Origin of the sequence: Exiguobacterium sp. ZWU0009, from assembly GCF_000798935.2 — a bacterium.
Classification (GTDB): domain Bacteria; phylum Bacillota; class Bacilli; order Exiguobacteriales; family Exiguobacteriaceae; genus Exiguobacterium_A; species Exiguobacterium_A acetylicum.
The window spans coordinates 987294-1001915 of the sequence record NZ_CP018057.1; the positions used below are offsets into that span (position 1 = coordinate 987294).

Below are 14622 nucleotides of genomic sequence, written 5' to 3' on the forward strand. Positions count from 1 at the left end.
CCGATGAAGACTGAAACACTTACGATGCCACAACTCGGGGAAAGCGTCACTGAAGGGACGATTTCGATGTGGCTCGTCAAACCAGGCGATACTGTCAAAAAATATGATCCGATTGCAGAAGTCATTACCGATAAGGTAACAGCAGAAGTCCCATCTTCGTTTGATGGTGTGATTGAAAAACTGCTTGCTGAAGAAGGTGATACGTTGCAAGTCGGTGACGCGATCGTCACGATGCAAGTCAGCGGCGGATCAACAGAAGTCGCTGCAACAGAACAAGAAGTACCTGCTGTCGAAGAGACGACGACGGCTGATACATCGATGAAAAAACGTTATTCACCAGCTGTCTTGAAACTATCGAGTGAACACGGCATTGATCTCGAACAAGTGACGGGGACAGGAGCCGGCGGACGGATTACCCGGAAAGATCTCTTGAAACTGATCGAGTCTGGCTCTATTCCGACACCACAAGCAACTGAACCAAAACCGGAAGCGCAAGCGAATCCGGTAGCGCCTCCAACAGAAGCACCATCCGCACCGAAACGTTCGGTCAGTACACCACAACCGACGGAAACGGGCGACATCGAGATTCCGACTGCCGGTGTGCGTCAAGCAATCGCTTCGAACATGGTTCGTGCGAAACACGAAGCGCCACATGCCTGGTTGATGATCGAAGTGGATGTCACGAACTTGGTCGAAGCACGTAATCGTCATAAAGATGCGTTCTTCAAACAAGAAGGGGTCAAACTAACGTTCTTGCCGTTCTTCATGAAGGCGACGGTCGAAGGATTGAAGAAACATCCGATCATGAACTCGACATGGGCGGGAGATAAGATCATTCAAAAGAAAGCGATCAACCTATCACTTGCCGTCGCGACGCAGGACGCTCTGTTCGTACCAGTCGTCAAGAATGCGGATGAACTAAGCATCAAGGGAATCGCACGCGCGATTGATGACTTCGGGAAACGCGCACAAGCAGGCACGTTGTCGTCTGCAGAGATGCAAGGCGGGACGTTTACGGTCAACAATACAGGATCGTTTGGTTCGATCCAATCGGCACCGATCCTCAACTTCCCGCAAGCTGCGATTCTATCTGTTGAATCGATCGTCAAGCGTCCAGTTTGGGTGAACGGCATGTTCGCAGCACGCGACATGGTCAACCTCTGTATGTCGATCGACCATCGAGTACTCGACGGACTAGTGGCCGGACAGTTCCTGCAAACCGTCAAACAAGCACTCGAATCGATCGATCCGAACCAACTTTCCTTATACTGAGATTTTCCAGTTGACAGGGAAGAAGAAGCATCGTAATATAAGAATCAATTCAACACACGATAGCAAAGACGAAGAGAAGTAACTTGTGAAACGATTCAAGAGAGCTGATGGGTGGTGCGAATCAGTATCGGGTAACAAGCGAATGGCCTTCTGAGCTTCAGACCGAATCCCTTCAGTGGGTAGTAGGCTCTGACGGGTTCCTCCCGTTATCGGGGTCGACGAATCAGGACAATGGTCCGGTTCGTTTCAAAGGGGACGGTGTCAGCATCGTCAACGAAGGTGGTACCGCGGGTCTTCCCGTCCTTCATGTTCTACATGAATGGGCGAGAAGACCCTTTTCGTATACAATCGAATCGAACAAATCGTAGAGTGAGTTAAGTAGCGAGACAACATCGGCGTTTCAGAGAGCGGAAGAATGGTGCGACTTCCGTACGGCGAGGTTTCGTGAATGGTCTCATGAGAGCGTGGCTGAACGAAGAAGTAGGTCGCGACGGATGCCCCCGTTATCGTAGGCTATGATGTCTCTTATTTAGACGCATCAGACAGAGTGGGAACGGTCGAACCGTTCCAATCGAGAGGTGGCACCGCGAGATCATCGTCCTCCATGCAGCATACGCTGTGTGGGGGACTTTTTCATATTCCAGGAGGCGAACAGGGATGGTTCAGACAGACACACTTATCATCGAACAACTTGAACTAAACGGCGACGAGATGACGCCGATCATGATTTTTCAACAACTGAGCGGAACACAGAAATGTTTGCTTGAAAGTTCTGCGCATACGGATCAAGGACGGTATTCGATCATCGGTGTTGATCCGGTGGAGATGATTCGCGCAGAGGGACGGACCGTGACGCGGGAACAGTTGACGACAGGTCGATTGACGCAGGAAACGGGTGATCCAGTACGACTGATGCAACAGATGATCCTCCGGGATGGCGTTGAAGAAGACCTTCCGTTTTTAGCGGGTGGGATCGGATATGTCGGTTACGACATGATGCGCGCCTATGAAACGCTTGGTGATATTCCAGAGCGAACGAGACAACTACCGGACGCGCTACTCGCCGTATACGACCAAATCATCCTGTTCGATCATCTCGAACATCGTGTTCATTTGATTCAGACGTCGCTCGGTGGCATCACCGATCGTGATGAATTACGTCAACGTCTAGCAGAGCGGAAAGTACAACTTGAGCAACCGCGAGAGCGAACGGATATCGAGCGTCCACTCCGAGATGTCGTCTACGAACCATTGATGGATCAAGAGACGTTTGAAGGACTCGTCGAACAAGCGAAGAGGCATATCCGCCAAGGCGACGTCTTCCAGCTCGTACTCTCACAGCGCCTCGATGCGACGTTCTCAGGTGACCCGTTCCAGTTTTATCGGAAGCTCCGCAAGGACAATCCAAGCCCTTATCTTTTCTATATCGACTTAGGGGAAGCAATCGTACTCGGTGCCTCCCCGGAAAGTTTGGTCCAAGTCAAAGGGAATCGCGTGACGACGAATCCGATTGCCGGCACACGCCGCCGGGGGAAGACGAAAGAGGAGGACGAACGGCTGGCAGAGGAGTTGCTTCACGATGAGAAGGAACGCGCCGAGCACAGGATGCTTGTCGATCTCGGACGCAACGACCTCGGTCGGATTTGTCAGATCGGTACCGTCGAGGTGACGCGATTCATGCAAATCGAGCGCTTCAAGAACGTCATGCACCTCGTCTCCGTCGTTGAAGGGACGTTAGCAGACGGAAAGACCGGAGCAGACGCACTCGTCTCTTGTCTACCAGCTGGGACGGTCACGGGAGCTCCGAAAATCCGAGCGATGCAGTTGATTGACCAGTACGAACAGGTGAAACGAGAAGTATATGCCGGGGCTGTCGGCTATTTCGATGTTCGGGGGAATATGGATTTTGCCCTCGCCATCCGGACGATGGTGATCAAAGATGGTGTCGCCTCTGTTCAAGCAGGTGCTGGCATCGTCTACGACTCGATTCCACGCCTCGAATACCAGGAGACGTTACACAAAGCGAAATCACTACTGGAGGTTTGGAAATGATCGTCCTGATTGATAACTATGATTCCTTTACCTATAACCTATACCAATACGCATCCGTTTATACGGACGTCCACGTCATTCGAAACGATGCGGTCAGCATAGAAGGACTCCGCGAGATGAAGCCGGACGGCATCATCCTCTCACCCGGTCCCGGTCGCCCGGCTGACGCTGGCATCTGCATCGATCTGATTCGTCAATTATCGGGTCAAGTACCGATTCTCGGTGTCTGTCTCGGACATCAGGCAATCGGCGAAGCATTCGGAGGAAGCGTCGTCGAAGCACCGGTCATCATGCACGGGAAGACATCGATGATTCGACAATCGGGACAACTCTTCGCCGAAATGACGGAAACGTTAGAGGTCATGCGCTATCATTCGCTGATCGTCGCTCGAAACGACTTACCGACGGAGCTCGTCATCACGGCAGAAACGGATGACCGGACGATCATGGCGCTCGAACACCGGACGCATCCGACCTTCGGAATCCAGTTCCATCCCGAATCCGTCGGAACACCACAAGGACAGCAGATGATTAAACGATTCATTGAATTGACGAAGGAGTGACAAACGATGAAAGAGACGTTATTGAAATTAGCAGAAGCGAAACATTTACGATATGAAGAGATGCAACAAGCAGCACGCGAACTGTTTGCGGAAGACGTTACCGATAGCGAAATTGCCGCTTTTCTCGTTGCATTGAAAGCAAAAGGGGAGACTGCAGAAGAATTAGCTGGTCTCGCTTCGATCATGCGCGAGGTCGCCCTCGACATTCCGGTCACGGGTGAGTTCATGGATAACTGCGGTACAGGAGGCGATGGCTCACAATCGTTCAACATCAGTACGACAGCGGCCTTCGTTCTAGCAGGTGCTGGTATGAAAGTCGCAAAACACGGGAACCGGAGTGTCTCGAGTAAAACGGGCAGCGCTGATGTGCTCGAAGCACTTGGGGTTTCGCTCGATACGACACCGGAACGTTTAGCAGAACAGCTCGAGTCAAACGGAATCGCCTTCTTGTTTGCGCAACGGATGCATCCACGTGTCAAGCAAATCATGAAGGTCCGACGCGATTTGCGGATTCCGACAATCTTTAACTTGATCGGTCCATTGACGAACCCAGTTCCGCTCAAGACACAACTATTAGGAATTTACCGCGAGGATATGCTGGAGACGATGGCATTGACTTTACATCGACTCGGTCGGAAGCGGGCAATCGTCTTGCACGGTGCGAACGGAATGGATGAAGCGTCCCTTGCCGGAACGAACCAACTCGTCTTACTCGACGCAGGCGAGCTGATTCGCTTCAGTCTTCATCCGGAGGAAGTCGGACTGAAGACCGCACCGCTTGAAGCGATTCGCGGAGGTAGTGCACAAGAAAATGCGGCCATTTTACTGCAAGTCCTTGGTGGTGAGCATGGTGCTTATCGTGACACGGTCCTACTCAATGCTGGAATTGCCCTCTTTGCAGCGAACCGTGCGAAGACGATTCAAGAAGGAATCGCTTTAGCAGCAGATAGCATCGACTCAGGACGAGCGATGGAACGATTGAATCAATTACGACAAATGACTCGGGAGGAAGCAATCGGATGAATATCTTAGATCGCATCATCGAAACGAAACGGACAGAAGTCCTACAATTGAAATTAACTGGTGTCGAACGGATCGACCGGGAGGCATTGAAGCCGTCGATTAAGCAACGACTATCGGGAGCGGAGTTATCCGTCATCGCGGAAATCAAACGAGCGTCGCCATCAAAAGGGGCAATCGCACTTGACGTCGACGTCGTCGCTCAAGCGAAACAATATGAAGCGAGTGGGGCGACCGTCATCTCCGTCTTGACGGACGAGACGTACTTCAAAGGATCGATGGATGATTTAGCGGCAGTCGCTGCAGCAGTCGACATCCCGGTGCTTTGTAAGGATTTCATGATCGACCGGATTCAGATTGACCGCGCAAAAGCACATGGAGCACGGTTGATTCTCTTGATCGTCGCCGCTCTCGAACAAGAGACGCTTGCTGACTTGTATGCGTATGCTTACGCGGAAGGACTTGAGGTTTTAGTCGAAGTCCATGACGAAGAGGAATTACGCCGAGCAGAGGCGATCGGTGCGCAAATCATCGGCATCAACAACCGCAACTTGAAAAAGTTCGAAGTCGATTTACAGACATCGGTCGGATTACTCGAACAGAAACAACCGGACGTCCGGTACATCAGTGAGAGTGGCATCAAGACGGTCGAGGAAGCACAGCGATTACATGCTGCCGGTGCAGACGGAATTCTCGTCGGCGAGACATTGATGCGGGCAGACGATCCACAAGTCTTCATCCGAGAAGTGAGTGGCGTGCGCGTATGACACGGATTAAGTTCTGTGGTCTCCGGGAAAGAGAACATGTCGAAGCAGCAGTTCGCTTAGCGGACTACATCGGCTTCGTCTTTGCTAAAAGTAAACGACAGGTCACGCTGGAAGAGGCAGCACGTCTTAGACGCGATATTCCAAGTACAGTCCAGGTCGTCGGTGTCTTCGTCTCCCCGACCTATCAACAGGTGATTGATGCGGTCGAACAGGTCGAACTGGATCTCGTTCAAATTCATGGGACGATCCCGGACGGCAAGATACCGGTTCCGACCATTCAAGCGATTCCGGTGACGGATATCGCAAAAGTAGAACAACAGACGGATTATTTACTCGTCGACGCACCGGTTGCTGGAAGTGGCGAGACATTCGACTGGTCACGAGATATTCAAGCAGAACGTCCACTGTTCATTGCCGGTGGCTTGACAGCTGACAACGTAGGAGAAGCAATCAAACGATATCAACCGTTCGCCGTCGATGTCTCAAGTGGCATCGAGACGGATGGACGGAAAGATTCCATCAAAATGCAGGCATTCGCTGATGCCGTAAAGGAGAGAGAAGCATGAGCTACGCACAACCGGATACACTCGGACAATATGGTAAATACGGAGGACGCTACATCCCGGAAACATTGATGCACGCGGTGATCGAACTCGAAGAAGCATACGCAACCGTAAAAGAGGATCCAGCGTTTCAAGCACGGATGGACGAATTGCTGAAAGAATACGTCGGACGTGAAACACCACTTTATTTTGCCGAACATTTGACGCAAACGATTGGTGGCGCAAAGATCTATTTAAAACGAGAAGACTTGAACCATACCGGTGCCCATAAAATCAACAATACGATCGGTCAAGCGTTACTGGCTGAACGGATGGGGAAACGGAAAATCGTTGCTGAGACAGGGGCAGGACAACACGGCGTCGCGACAGCGACGGTCTGTGCTTTACTCGACCTCGAATGTGTCATCTTCATGGGCGAAGAGGACGTCCGTCGTCAAGAGTTGAACGTCTTCCGGATGGAGTTACTCGGAGCAACCGTCATCCCGGTCACCCAAGGGAGTCGGACACTTAAAGATGCCGTCAATGAAGCACTTCGTTACTGGGTCAAACATGTCGAGGACACGCACTACTTGATGGGTTCTGTTCTCGGACCACACCCATTCCCGCAACTCGTCCGTGATTTCCAAGCGGTCATCGGAAAAGAGACACGACGCCAAATCATCGAAAAAGAGGGACGTCTGCCGGAGGCGATCGTCGCTTGTGTCGGCGGCGGTAGTAACGCGATCGGCATGTTCCATCCGTTCATCGATGATACAGATGTAAAATTATACGGAATCGAAGCAGCGGGTAGCGGAATCGACACAGAGAAACACGCAGCGACGATGACAAAAGGAGAGGTCGGTGTCTTGCACGGCTCGATGATGTATCTCTTACAGGATGCACATGGTCAAGTACAAGAAGCGCACTCAATCTCAGCTGGACTCGATTATCCGGGTGTCGGTCCGGAGCATAGTTTGCTAAAAGATATCGGTCGTGTTCAGTATGAAGCGGTGACCGATGAACAAGCGCTCGAAGCACTTCAGTTGTTGAGCCGTAAGGAGGGAATCATCCCGGCACTCGAATCGGCACACGCCATTGCCTACGCGACTCAACTCGCGGCAGAGATGGACAAAGAAGAGATTCTCGTCATCTGTCTATCAGGACGCGGCGACAAAGACGTCGTCACTGTCAGAAACGCACTAAAGGGGGAAGCATGATGCGATTAGAAACAGCCATTCGTACCGTTACGAGCAAAGGGGAGAAAGCCTTCATCCCGTACGTGATGGGCGGAGATGGAGGAATTGATCAACTCCCGGAAATCCTTTCGTTTCTCGCTGAATCCGGCGCGACAGCGATTGAAGTTGGTGTCCCGTTTTCGGATCCCGTCGCTGACGGTCCGGTCATTCAAGAAGCGGGACTCCGGGCGCTAGAAGCGAACGTCGGACTGAAGGATGTCCTTGAGGCAGTTCGCGTTGCCCGTCAGACCGTCGATGTTCCGGTCGTTTTGATGACGTACCTGAATCCAATTTTCCGCTACGGATTAACAGCGTTTCTAGCGACATGCCGCGAAGTCGGGGTCGACGGACTAATCATTCCTGATTTGCCGCTTGAGCAGAGCGAACAGTTTTTCGAACAAGAAGACAAATCGGACATCGCGCTCGTTCAACTCGTCTCCTTGACGAGTCCGATGGAGCGGATCCAAAAGATTGCCGATAAAAGTGAAGGCTTCCTCTATGCGGTCACGGTCAACGGAACGACAGGCGGACAGACGACGTTTGATACGGCGCTCGAAGACCACTTAGCAAACGTCGCAGCAAACAGTCCAGTACCGGTCCTTGCTGGGTTCGGAATCAGTACACCGGAACATGTCAAACAATTGAGTCGCCCAGTCTCGGGTGTCATCGTCGGTAGTAAGATCGTCGACTTACTCCATCAGAATGATCGAGAAACGATTCAACAGTTGATGGCAGCGCGTCTTGCGGCGACGCCGTCACATTAATAAAAAAGAGCTGACTCAAAAGTCAGTCTCTATAAAGAAAAGGGTGGCAGAATGATAATCTGCCACCCTTTTCTCGTAAAAAAATGACGCGTCACACGCCACTCCTACAGGAAAAAGCGCATTTATGCGCTTGAGAGACGAACAAGCCCGCATTTCTGCTTGAATGAAGCAGGAAAGCGAGTCTTGTGTCTCGCCTGAGGAAAGGGCGTGAAAAGACGCGTCATTCTTTTTTTAGTCAGTCCCTTTTTCGTATAGATGTCACTGTTGAACGAGCGACTTCTGCAAGTTGGTATACAGCGGTTCGAATCCGAGTTCCTCATAAAACGTTGCGGCACGATCGTTGACCGCCCAGACATTCAAGCGAACCGCATCGACCTTTCGCTCTAGTGCTAGTTCTTCCGCCGCCTGCATCAACTGGCGACCGGTTCCCGAAGAACGATGGGAAAAGGTGACACCAACGTCGGTGACGTTCAGGATCCGAACGGGCTTGAACCGGTCAGGTGCTGGTGCCGTCCATTTACCGAACAAGTAACCGGTGATGTCGTCTCCGTCGAGCGACGTCAGACAGAGGTGTTGTTCTGAATCGAGCATTTGTCCTAAGGACTCTAGCGTATAAGGCGTCAAAACATCTGGATGAAAATGTGGTGATAACCGCTTATGATGCTCGAACGTCTCTGCCGTCAAGGAAAGCAGGACAGAGAGGTCTGAAGTACGGCTCGTGCGGATCATCAAGCAATCACTCCGATCATCGATTTTGTTTGAGTACTTCGGCGACGAGACCCGATACATACGGACTGCCACGATCTTCTTTTTCGACCGATTCAATCATGATGGCAACGAGAAGATCTTTTTTGTCGTTGTCGTAACCGACGAAGAAGCCGTTCTCTTTTCCATCGGTTTCGCCTGCCTTTTTCAATTCTGCCGTGCCGGTCTTACCGGCAACATCGACTTCCTTGATGTCAGCCGGGAGTGTGTAGCCGTTATGGACGACGTCATAGAGATCATCGCGAATCATCTTCGCGTCATTCGCATCCAGCAGATCTTTTTTGAAGACTTGCTTCGTTTTTTCCTCTTGTAAAAGGGTCGGACGATAAATCGTTCCGTCAGTTAGGAAAATTTCATACATCGACGCTAGGTGGAGAATGTTTGTCAGCATCTGTCCTTGTCCATACGACGTATCCATCAGCTGTCCATCTGAAGCAATCGTCCCGTCGTTTGAGATTTGAGAAGCGCGTAGCGGATACGTGAACGGTAACTTCTCACCGTAACCGAGCGCTTCAAGTCCAGACGTGAACGCCTTCGTTCCAACCTGTTCGAGTGTGGAACGGGCGAAGTAGATGTTATCGGAATAAACGAGCGCATTGTGCAGATTAACGGGTGCTGGCGTTTCGTGAATCCGTGTGACGTTAAAACCATCGATCTTATTTTTCAGTCCATTGATCGTATAGGCTTTTTCCGGGTCGAGTGTTCCACTCTTTAAGCCAACCGCGGCCGTCAGGGGCTTTTGAGTCGAACCGGGTGCGAAGGCACTCGTGAATCGGTTCAACAACGGTTGATCCTTATCCTGAGTCAGTTCATCGAGTCTTGCTTGCGAGATACCTGACATGAACTCAGAAGGATCAAAGCCTGGGGAGCTGAGTAAGACACGCGTCTCACCAGTCCGCGGATCGATTGCCGATGCCGTTCCTGGATCCTCTTTCATCGTGTCATATGTTTTTTTCTGGAGCGTAGCATCAATCGTCAACGGAATATCCTCACCATCCGTCGGTTTTGTTTCAGCGACGGTGACGCTTGATCCGTCTTTCTTTTGTAGAATGATCGAAGCTCCAGCTTTACCGCGTAAGCGATCATCAAGGACTTGTTCGAGACCCCGTTTCCCGATCTGTTCGCCAGCTTGGATTTTATTTTTCGATTCTTTAATCTCGTCTGCTGTCGCCGAACCGATATAACCGATTAAGTGTGAAGCGGCCTTTCCGAGTGGGTATGTTCGGACTTCCGTCTCTTTGACGCTGATCCCTGGAATGTCACGCAATTTCGATACCGTTGTTTCATCGGTCAGTGTTTTGAGCGGAACGAATTGTCCATCCTTGACCCAACTTGCTTTTAAGGAATCTTCAACCGATGAGGTCGGACGGTCAAGCAACTTGGCAACTTGTGCGACATCTTTAAGTTGTCCTGCAGTTGCGCCGACAGCATATCCTTTAGCAGAGGTCGCGAGCGGCTTATCGTTCGCGTCGAGTAAATCACCGCGTTTCCCTTCAACGGTTTGTAACTGAACCTTGTCTTCTTTCTTAAAGTCTTTTAGAACAAACGAAGAGTCCCAGTCGATGAACCAGTTTTCTGTTTCTCCTTGTTTCTCGAATGTTAACGGAACTTGTTTATCATAAGCAACGGCTCCTGCAACCGTATCGAAAGAAATCCGCACGGGAAGAGACGCTTTTTCTTCATCCGTTGCTTCCTTCGCTGTCTTCCGTTCGACGGATAACTTTTTGATATCAAGCGTTTTCGACAACTGTTTTGTCCGGTCGATGAATTCTTTTTTACCATATTCTTTTTTAGTAGCCGTACTCGCGTACGTATACATCTTATCGTAATCTTGTTTTTCCCAAAGTTTGATGTAGGCATCAAGACGTTCTTCTGGTGTCGGTTGATCTTGACATCCGGCAAGTAACGCCACACCAAACGTCGCTGATAAAAGAAGGGGGATCGTTCGTTTCATGGGTTTCGCCTCCGTTGTGGATTAGACTCATAATCATACCGTACCACTCCTGTCAGGAGATTTCATCTGAAACACAAAACCGGACTTCTCATGGGGAGAAGTCCGGTGAATCAAGCTTAGTTGAAGTAATTGAGTGGATTAACACTGTTTGCAGCAGATGTTCCGCTGTAGACGTAAGGACCGCGATGCATTTCGAAGTGAAGATGCGCACCGAACGCGTTACCTGTTGCACCAATCGTACCGATTTTCGATCCTTTTGCAATCGTTTGTCCGACTGCGACAGAGCGACTGTTCAAGTGTGCATACACCGTCGTATATTGGATGCCGTTAACAGTATGTGTCATCATGACATGATTGCCATACGCGCCGTAATAACGAGACGTGATGACTTTACCGGCCGCTGATGCATAGACAGGTGTACCTGTTGGAGCACCGATATCGATACCGTTATGGAACGTGTAACCGTAAATGCCACTCGCAGCACCATATCCTTGTGTGATCGGGCCACTTGCTGGACGCGAGAATCCAGTTGTTGCTTTTGTTGATGTCGTCGTACTGTATTTTTTAACATATGTAGAAGAAACATAGCGTGATGCGCCGCCGTATGAAATTTTTGTCCATGAACCGGAAACACCGAGATAATTGAATGTCTGTCCTGTATTGACGCTACCGACGATTTTATAAGCCGTTGATGGACCTGTACGAACACGAAGTCCGTCTGCCATAACCTTTACTTTATATGTTGTTGCGGCCTCGACTTTCGAAGTACTCGTTGTAGCAAAACCTGAAACTACCAAAGCTGTCATTGTCATTGTTGTAAGTAAACGTTTCATTGAGTGTTTTCCTCCTTAAAAATCTGAAGCGACAGAACTGATCATTACAAAATTGTAAGATTTTATGTATAATTATTTATTTTCAAAGAATGATTTTTCGCCTGAGATGATTATAGCATCGTCAATAACACGAAAATATTTCAAATATGTTTCAAAATTACGCTTTGTTAACATATATTGTAATGGATTAATAAGTAAAAAAAGAACTGACGGAGAGTCAGTTCTTTTTTCTATGAACCTATACTGTTATTCAGCAGAAGAGGGTGAAAACACAGTCAAATGTTGCGGGAGTACTTCGACAGTCACGGGAACGTGACCTGCTGTATCTCCATCGGCATTGATCGGCAATTCCTCTTTCGAGCGAATTTCAACACGTGTCGTCGTGAAGTGTTCGATTTGATCGGCCTTTGATAACCCACCTGTGATGAGTTTAGGTAATGCTTGAAGCGCATCAAAAAATCCGAGCTTCGTAATGATGAAACCGTGCAACAGTCCATCATCGACTTTTGCGTCTTCCGCAAACGATTCGAATCCGCCAACTGAATTCGTCAAAGCGATGATTAACAAATGTGCCTCCCCATCGAATTGTTTTTCAGCGGAATCGATTTCGATCGGATACGGGCTATGATCCTTAAAGGCTTTCAGACCTTCTATGAAATAGGCAACCGATCCGAGTGACGTTTTTTGTTCGACACTGACTTCCTCGACGGCTTCCGCAATCAGACCAACAGCGATGACGTTCATGAAGTAATGGTCATCATATTTACCGATATCGAGCGGTCGGGTAGGGGCATCAGCTAAGATCTGAATCGCCTCTTCCGGATCCGTTGGGATGTGTAGGGCGCGCGATAAGTCATTGACCGTTCCGAGTGGGACGATCCCGAGTGTTGGGCGATGTGGTTGTTCTGCGATTCCGGTGATGACTTCATTGACCGTTCCGTCACCTCCCATGGCGATGACGGCGTCGTAATTAGACTGGGCAGCATGACGTGCAAATTCCGTCGCATCGTGTTCTTTTTCCGTGAACCGAACGTCGACGGTTTCAAAACGAGTAGCAAGTGTTTCTTCGGCAAGCGTTGCGTGTTTTTTTCCGAGTTCTTTACCGGAAGACGGGTTGATGATGAGCATGACTTGAGACAAGATGAATTCCTCCTTCAGGACAATCTGTTGACTTTTTCCCTGTCCGATGAAAACATAATCCAAATTCTTTTTGACAAATAAAAACACCGAGTAGGCGTATGGCTTACTCGGTGCTAAAGTTCGAACTCAGAAGTGATTTATTGTGATGGAGGCACTTCACCAGCCGCAGGACGTGCTTCTTCTTCGACATCCCAACACTCCGTATTTTCGATCCCGAGTGCTTTTGCTGAGAAGACAGGATCGAGTCCCTGTTTCCGTTGTTCCTGATAATCTTTGATGACTTTGAGGGCGATGCCGCTCAAGAGGAGAATCGCCGTCATATTGATCAATGTCATGCCTGCCATGAAGATGTCGGCAAAACTCCATACCATACCGAGGCTAAGAACAGATCCGATGAAGACGAAGCCCATTGTCGCAATCCGGAAACCGAAGACGGCTGCAGGACTTTGTTTGATGAACTCGATGTTCGTTTCGCCGTAGTAGTAGCTACCAACGATCGAACTAAAAGCAAATAAGAAGACGCTGAGTGCGATGAATGGTGGCGCAATCGCACCGAATTCCTCAGAGAGTGCGTTTTGTAACATACCGATTCCTTCGCCATTTCCAGCAGCGTAACTATCACTGAGGAGAATGATCGTTGCTGTCGCTGTACAGACGATCAATGTATCAAGGAATACGCCGAGTGTTTGCAAGAAACCTTGTTTTGCTGGGTGCGAAACTTCAGCCGCAGCAGCAGCGTTCGGAGCAGACCCCATCCCGGCTTCGTTTGAGAACAATCCACGTTTGACACCGAGTGAGATCGCAGCACCGACCGAGCCACCGAATGCTTGCTCGATTCCGAAGGCACTTTTGAAGATCATTGCGAATACACCAGGAAGTTCCGACAGGTTCGTGACGACGACATAAAGAGCAGCAATCAAGTAGAGACCTGCCATGATAGGAACGATGATCGCAGAGAACTTCGCGACACGGTGGACACCACCAAAGATGACGAGTCCTGTCAAGACGACGAGTGCAGCACCGACGACAGCTGTGTTAATACCGAATGCGTTGTCAAAGGCAGCGGCAATCGTGTTCGATTGAACGGAGTTGAAGATAAGACCAAACGTCACAGCAATCAAGATTGCAAAGACGATTCCGAGAGCTCGGTTCTTCAAGCCTTTTTCGATGTAGTAGGCAGGACCACCACGGTACGCGTTCGATTTCGTATCGCGTACTTTATAGACTTGAGCCAGTGTACTTTCGATGAGAGCCGTCGCGCCCCCTAAGAGAGCGACCATCCACATCCAGAAGACGGCACCTGGTCCGCCGAGTGTGACGGCAATGGTGACACCGGCAAGGTTACCCGTACCAATCCGTGTCGCAGCACCGATAAAGAACGACTGGAGAGAAGTGATGCTTTCCCCTTTATCGTCTGTTGTTTGTTCACTTTTATCGAGCGTGACGCGGAACATCTCTTTTAAGTAAGTGAATTGGATGAAGCCAGTTCGGATCGTGAAGTAGATCCCGCCGCCGATCAATACGGCAATTAGTACATACGACCATAAAATGTTATTGGCGTAATCGACACTTCCTTGAATAACTTGCTGAATGGCGTTCATGATGGTGTATTCCTCCCAAAGAATAATAAAAGCTATACGCTAAATTATACGAATTTTCAGATAACAATCAACAACAAATTAAAATAAAATTTTAAAACTTAATAAAGTTAGCTA

13 protein-coding genes and 2 other annotated features are annotated in these 14622 nt (G+C 49.6%); of the genes, 8 read left to right on the forward strand and 5 right to left on the reverse strand.

Going from position 1 to position 14622, the window contains the following annotated elements; translation table 11 throughout:
* The first annotated feature begins 3 nt into the window (after window positions 1–3).
* From L985_RS05045 to trpA, 8 genes are all read left to right on the forward strand, one after another.
* Complete coding sequence (locus L985_RS05045; protein WP_047390824.1) at window positions 4–1272, forward strand: dihydrolipoamide acetyltransferase family protein; 1269 nt, start codon at window positions 4–6, stop codon at window positions 1270–1272.
* Between the two features lie 56 nt (window positions 1273–1328).
* Window positions 1329–1580, forward strand: a binding site (T-box leader).
* Between the two features lie 48 nt (window positions 1581–1628).
* Window positions 1629–1878, forward strand: a binding site (T-box leader).
* Window positions 1879–1929: 51 nt separating this feature from the next.
* Window positions 1930–3324: an anthranilate synthase component I gene (gene trpE / locus L985_RS05055; protein WP_047390828.1), complete on the forward strand. Its 1395-nt coding sequence runs from the start codon at window positions 1930–1932 to the stop codon at window positions 3322–3324.
* On the forward strand, window positions 3321–3887 hold the full coding sequence (locus tag L985_RS05060; protein ID WP_029341114.1) for an anthranilate synthase component II: 567 nt from the start codon (window positions 3321–3323) through the stop codon (window positions 3885–3887). Before trpE ends, L985_RS05060 begins: the two co-directional genes overlap by 4 nt.
* Before the next feature lie 6 nt (window positions 3888–3893).
* Window positions 3894–4910, forward strand: coding sequence for an anthranilate phosphoribosyltransferase (gene trpD, locus L985_RS05065; RefSeq protein ID WP_029341115.1), 1017 nt, complete (start codon window positions 3894–3896; stop codon window positions 4908–4910).
* Window positions 4907–5674 carry an indole-3-glycerol phosphate synthase TrpC gene (gene trpC / locus L985_RS05070; RefSeq protein WP_029341116.1) on the forward strand — a complete coding sequence of 256 codons (768 nt, stop codon included), beginning with the start codon at window positions 4907–4909 and terminating at the stop codon, window positions 5672–5674. Before trpD ends, trpC begins: the two co-directional genes overlap by 4 nt.
* On the forward strand, window positions 5671–6240 hold the full coding sequence (locus L985_RS05075) for a phosphoribosylanthranilate isomerase (RefSeq protein WP_029341117.1): 570 nt from the start codon (window positions 5671–5673) through the stop codon (window positions 6238–6240). Before trpC ends, L985_RS05075 begins: the two co-directional genes overlap by 4 nt.
* A complete protein-coding gene (trpB, locus tag L985_RS05080) occupies window positions 6237–7433 on the forward strand; it encodes a tryptophan synthase subunit beta (RefSeq protein ID WP_023467602.1) in 1197 nt (398 codons plus the stop codon). Before L985_RS05075 ends, trpB begins: the two co-directional genes overlap by 4 nt.
* A complete protein-coding gene (gene trpA, locus L985_RS05085; RefSeq protein WP_047390833.1) occupies window positions 7433–8215 on the forward strand; it encodes a tryptophan synthase subunit alpha in 783 nt (260 codons plus the stop codon). The genes trpB and trpA overlap by 1 nt, the downstream gene beginning before the upstream one ends.
* Window positions 8216–8473: 258 nt before the next feature.
* Here the strand turns inward: trpA and L985_RS05090 are convergent, their stop codons facing one another.
* The 5 genes from L985_RS05090 to L985_RS05110 all read right to left on the reverse strand — a co-directional run bounded on the left by L985_RS05090 (window position 8474) and on the right by L985_RS05110 (window position 14508).
* Window positions 8474–8944, reverse strand: a complete 471-nt coding sequence (locus L985_RS05090) for a GNAT family N-acetyltransferase (protein ID WP_047390838.1) — start codon at window positions 8942–8944, stop codon at window positions 8474–8476.
* A 16-nt stretch (window positions 8945–8960) separates the two neighbouring features.
* The gene (locus L985_RS05095; protein WP_047390842.1) at window positions 8961–10934 is read right to left on the reverse strand and encodes a penicillin-binding transpeptidase domain-containing protein; all 1974 of its coding nucleotides are present in this window, start codon (window positions 10932–10934) and stop codon (window positions 8961–8963) included.
* Window positions 10935–11050: 116 nt separating this feature from the next.
* The gene (locus L985_RS05100; protein ID WP_047390846.1) at window positions 11051–11767 is read right to left on the reverse strand and encodes a peptidoglycan DD-metalloendopeptidase family protein; all 717 of its coding nucleotides are present in this window, start codon (window positions 11765–11767) and stop codon (window positions 11051–11053) included.
* Window positions 11768–12013: 246 nt separating this feature from the next.
* Window positions 12014–12907 carry a diacylglycerol/lipid kinase family protein gene (locus L985_RS05105; RefSeq protein WP_029341122.1) on the reverse strand — a complete coding sequence of 298 codons (894 nt, stop codon included), beginning with the start codon at window positions 12905–12907 and terminating at the stop codon, window positions 12014–12016.
* A 137-nt stretch (window positions 12908–13044) separates the two neighbouring features.
* Complete coding sequence (locus L985_RS05110; RefSeq protein ID WP_047390850.1) at window positions 13045–14508, reverse strand: alanine/glycine:cation symporter family protein; 1464 nt, start codon at window positions 14506–14508, stop codon at window positions 13045–13047.
* Window positions 14509–14622: the final 114 nt, after the last annotated feature.

Bases quoted from the DNA above. Each gene is read 5' to 3' on its own strand.
- L985_RS05045 (WP_047390824.1), top strand. From the start codon at position 4: ATGAAGACTGAAACACTTACGATGCCACAACTCGGGGAAAGCGTCACT.
- trpE (WP_047390828.1), top strand. From the start codon at position 1,930: ATGGTTCAGACAGACACACTTATCATCGAACAACTTGAACTAAACGGC.
- L985_RS05060 (WP_029341114.1), top strand. From the start codon at position 3,321: ATGATCGTCCTGATTGATAACTATGATTCCTTTACCTATAACCTATAC.
- trpD (WP_029341115.1), top strand. From the start codon at position 3,894: ATGAAAGAGACGTTATTGAAATTAGCAGAAGCGAAACATTTACGATAT.
- trpC (WP_029341116.1), top strand. From the start codon at position 4,907: ATGAATATCTTAGATCGCATCATCGAAACGAAACGGACAGAAGTCCTA.
- L985_RS05075 (WP_029341117.1), top strand. From the start codon at position 5,671: ATGACACGGATTAAGTTCTGTGGTCTCCGGGAAAGAGAACATGTCGAA.
- trpB (WP_023467602.1), top strand. From the start codon at position 6,237: ATGAGCTACGCACAACCGGATACACTCGGACAATATGGTAAATACGGA.
- trpA (WP_047390833.1), top strand. From the start codon at position 7,433: ATGCGATTAGAAACAGCCATTCGTACCGTTACGAGCAAAGGGGAGAAA.
- L985_RS05090 (WP_047390838.1), bottom strand. From the start codon at position 8,944: ATGATCCGCACGAGCCGTACTTCAGACCTCTCTGTCCTGCTTTCCTTG.
- L985_RS05095 (WP_047390842.1), bottom strand. From the start codon at position 10,934: ATGAAACGAACGATCCCCCTTCTTTTATCAGCGACGTTTGGTGTGGCG.
- L985_RS05100 (WP_047390846.1), bottom strand. From the start codon at position 11,767: ATGAAACGTTTACTTACAACAATGACAATGACAGCTTTGGTAGTTTCA.
- L985_RS05110 (WP_047390850.1), bottom strand. From the start codon at position 14,508: ATGAACGCCATTCAGCAAGTTATTCAAGGAAGTGTCGATTACGCCAAT.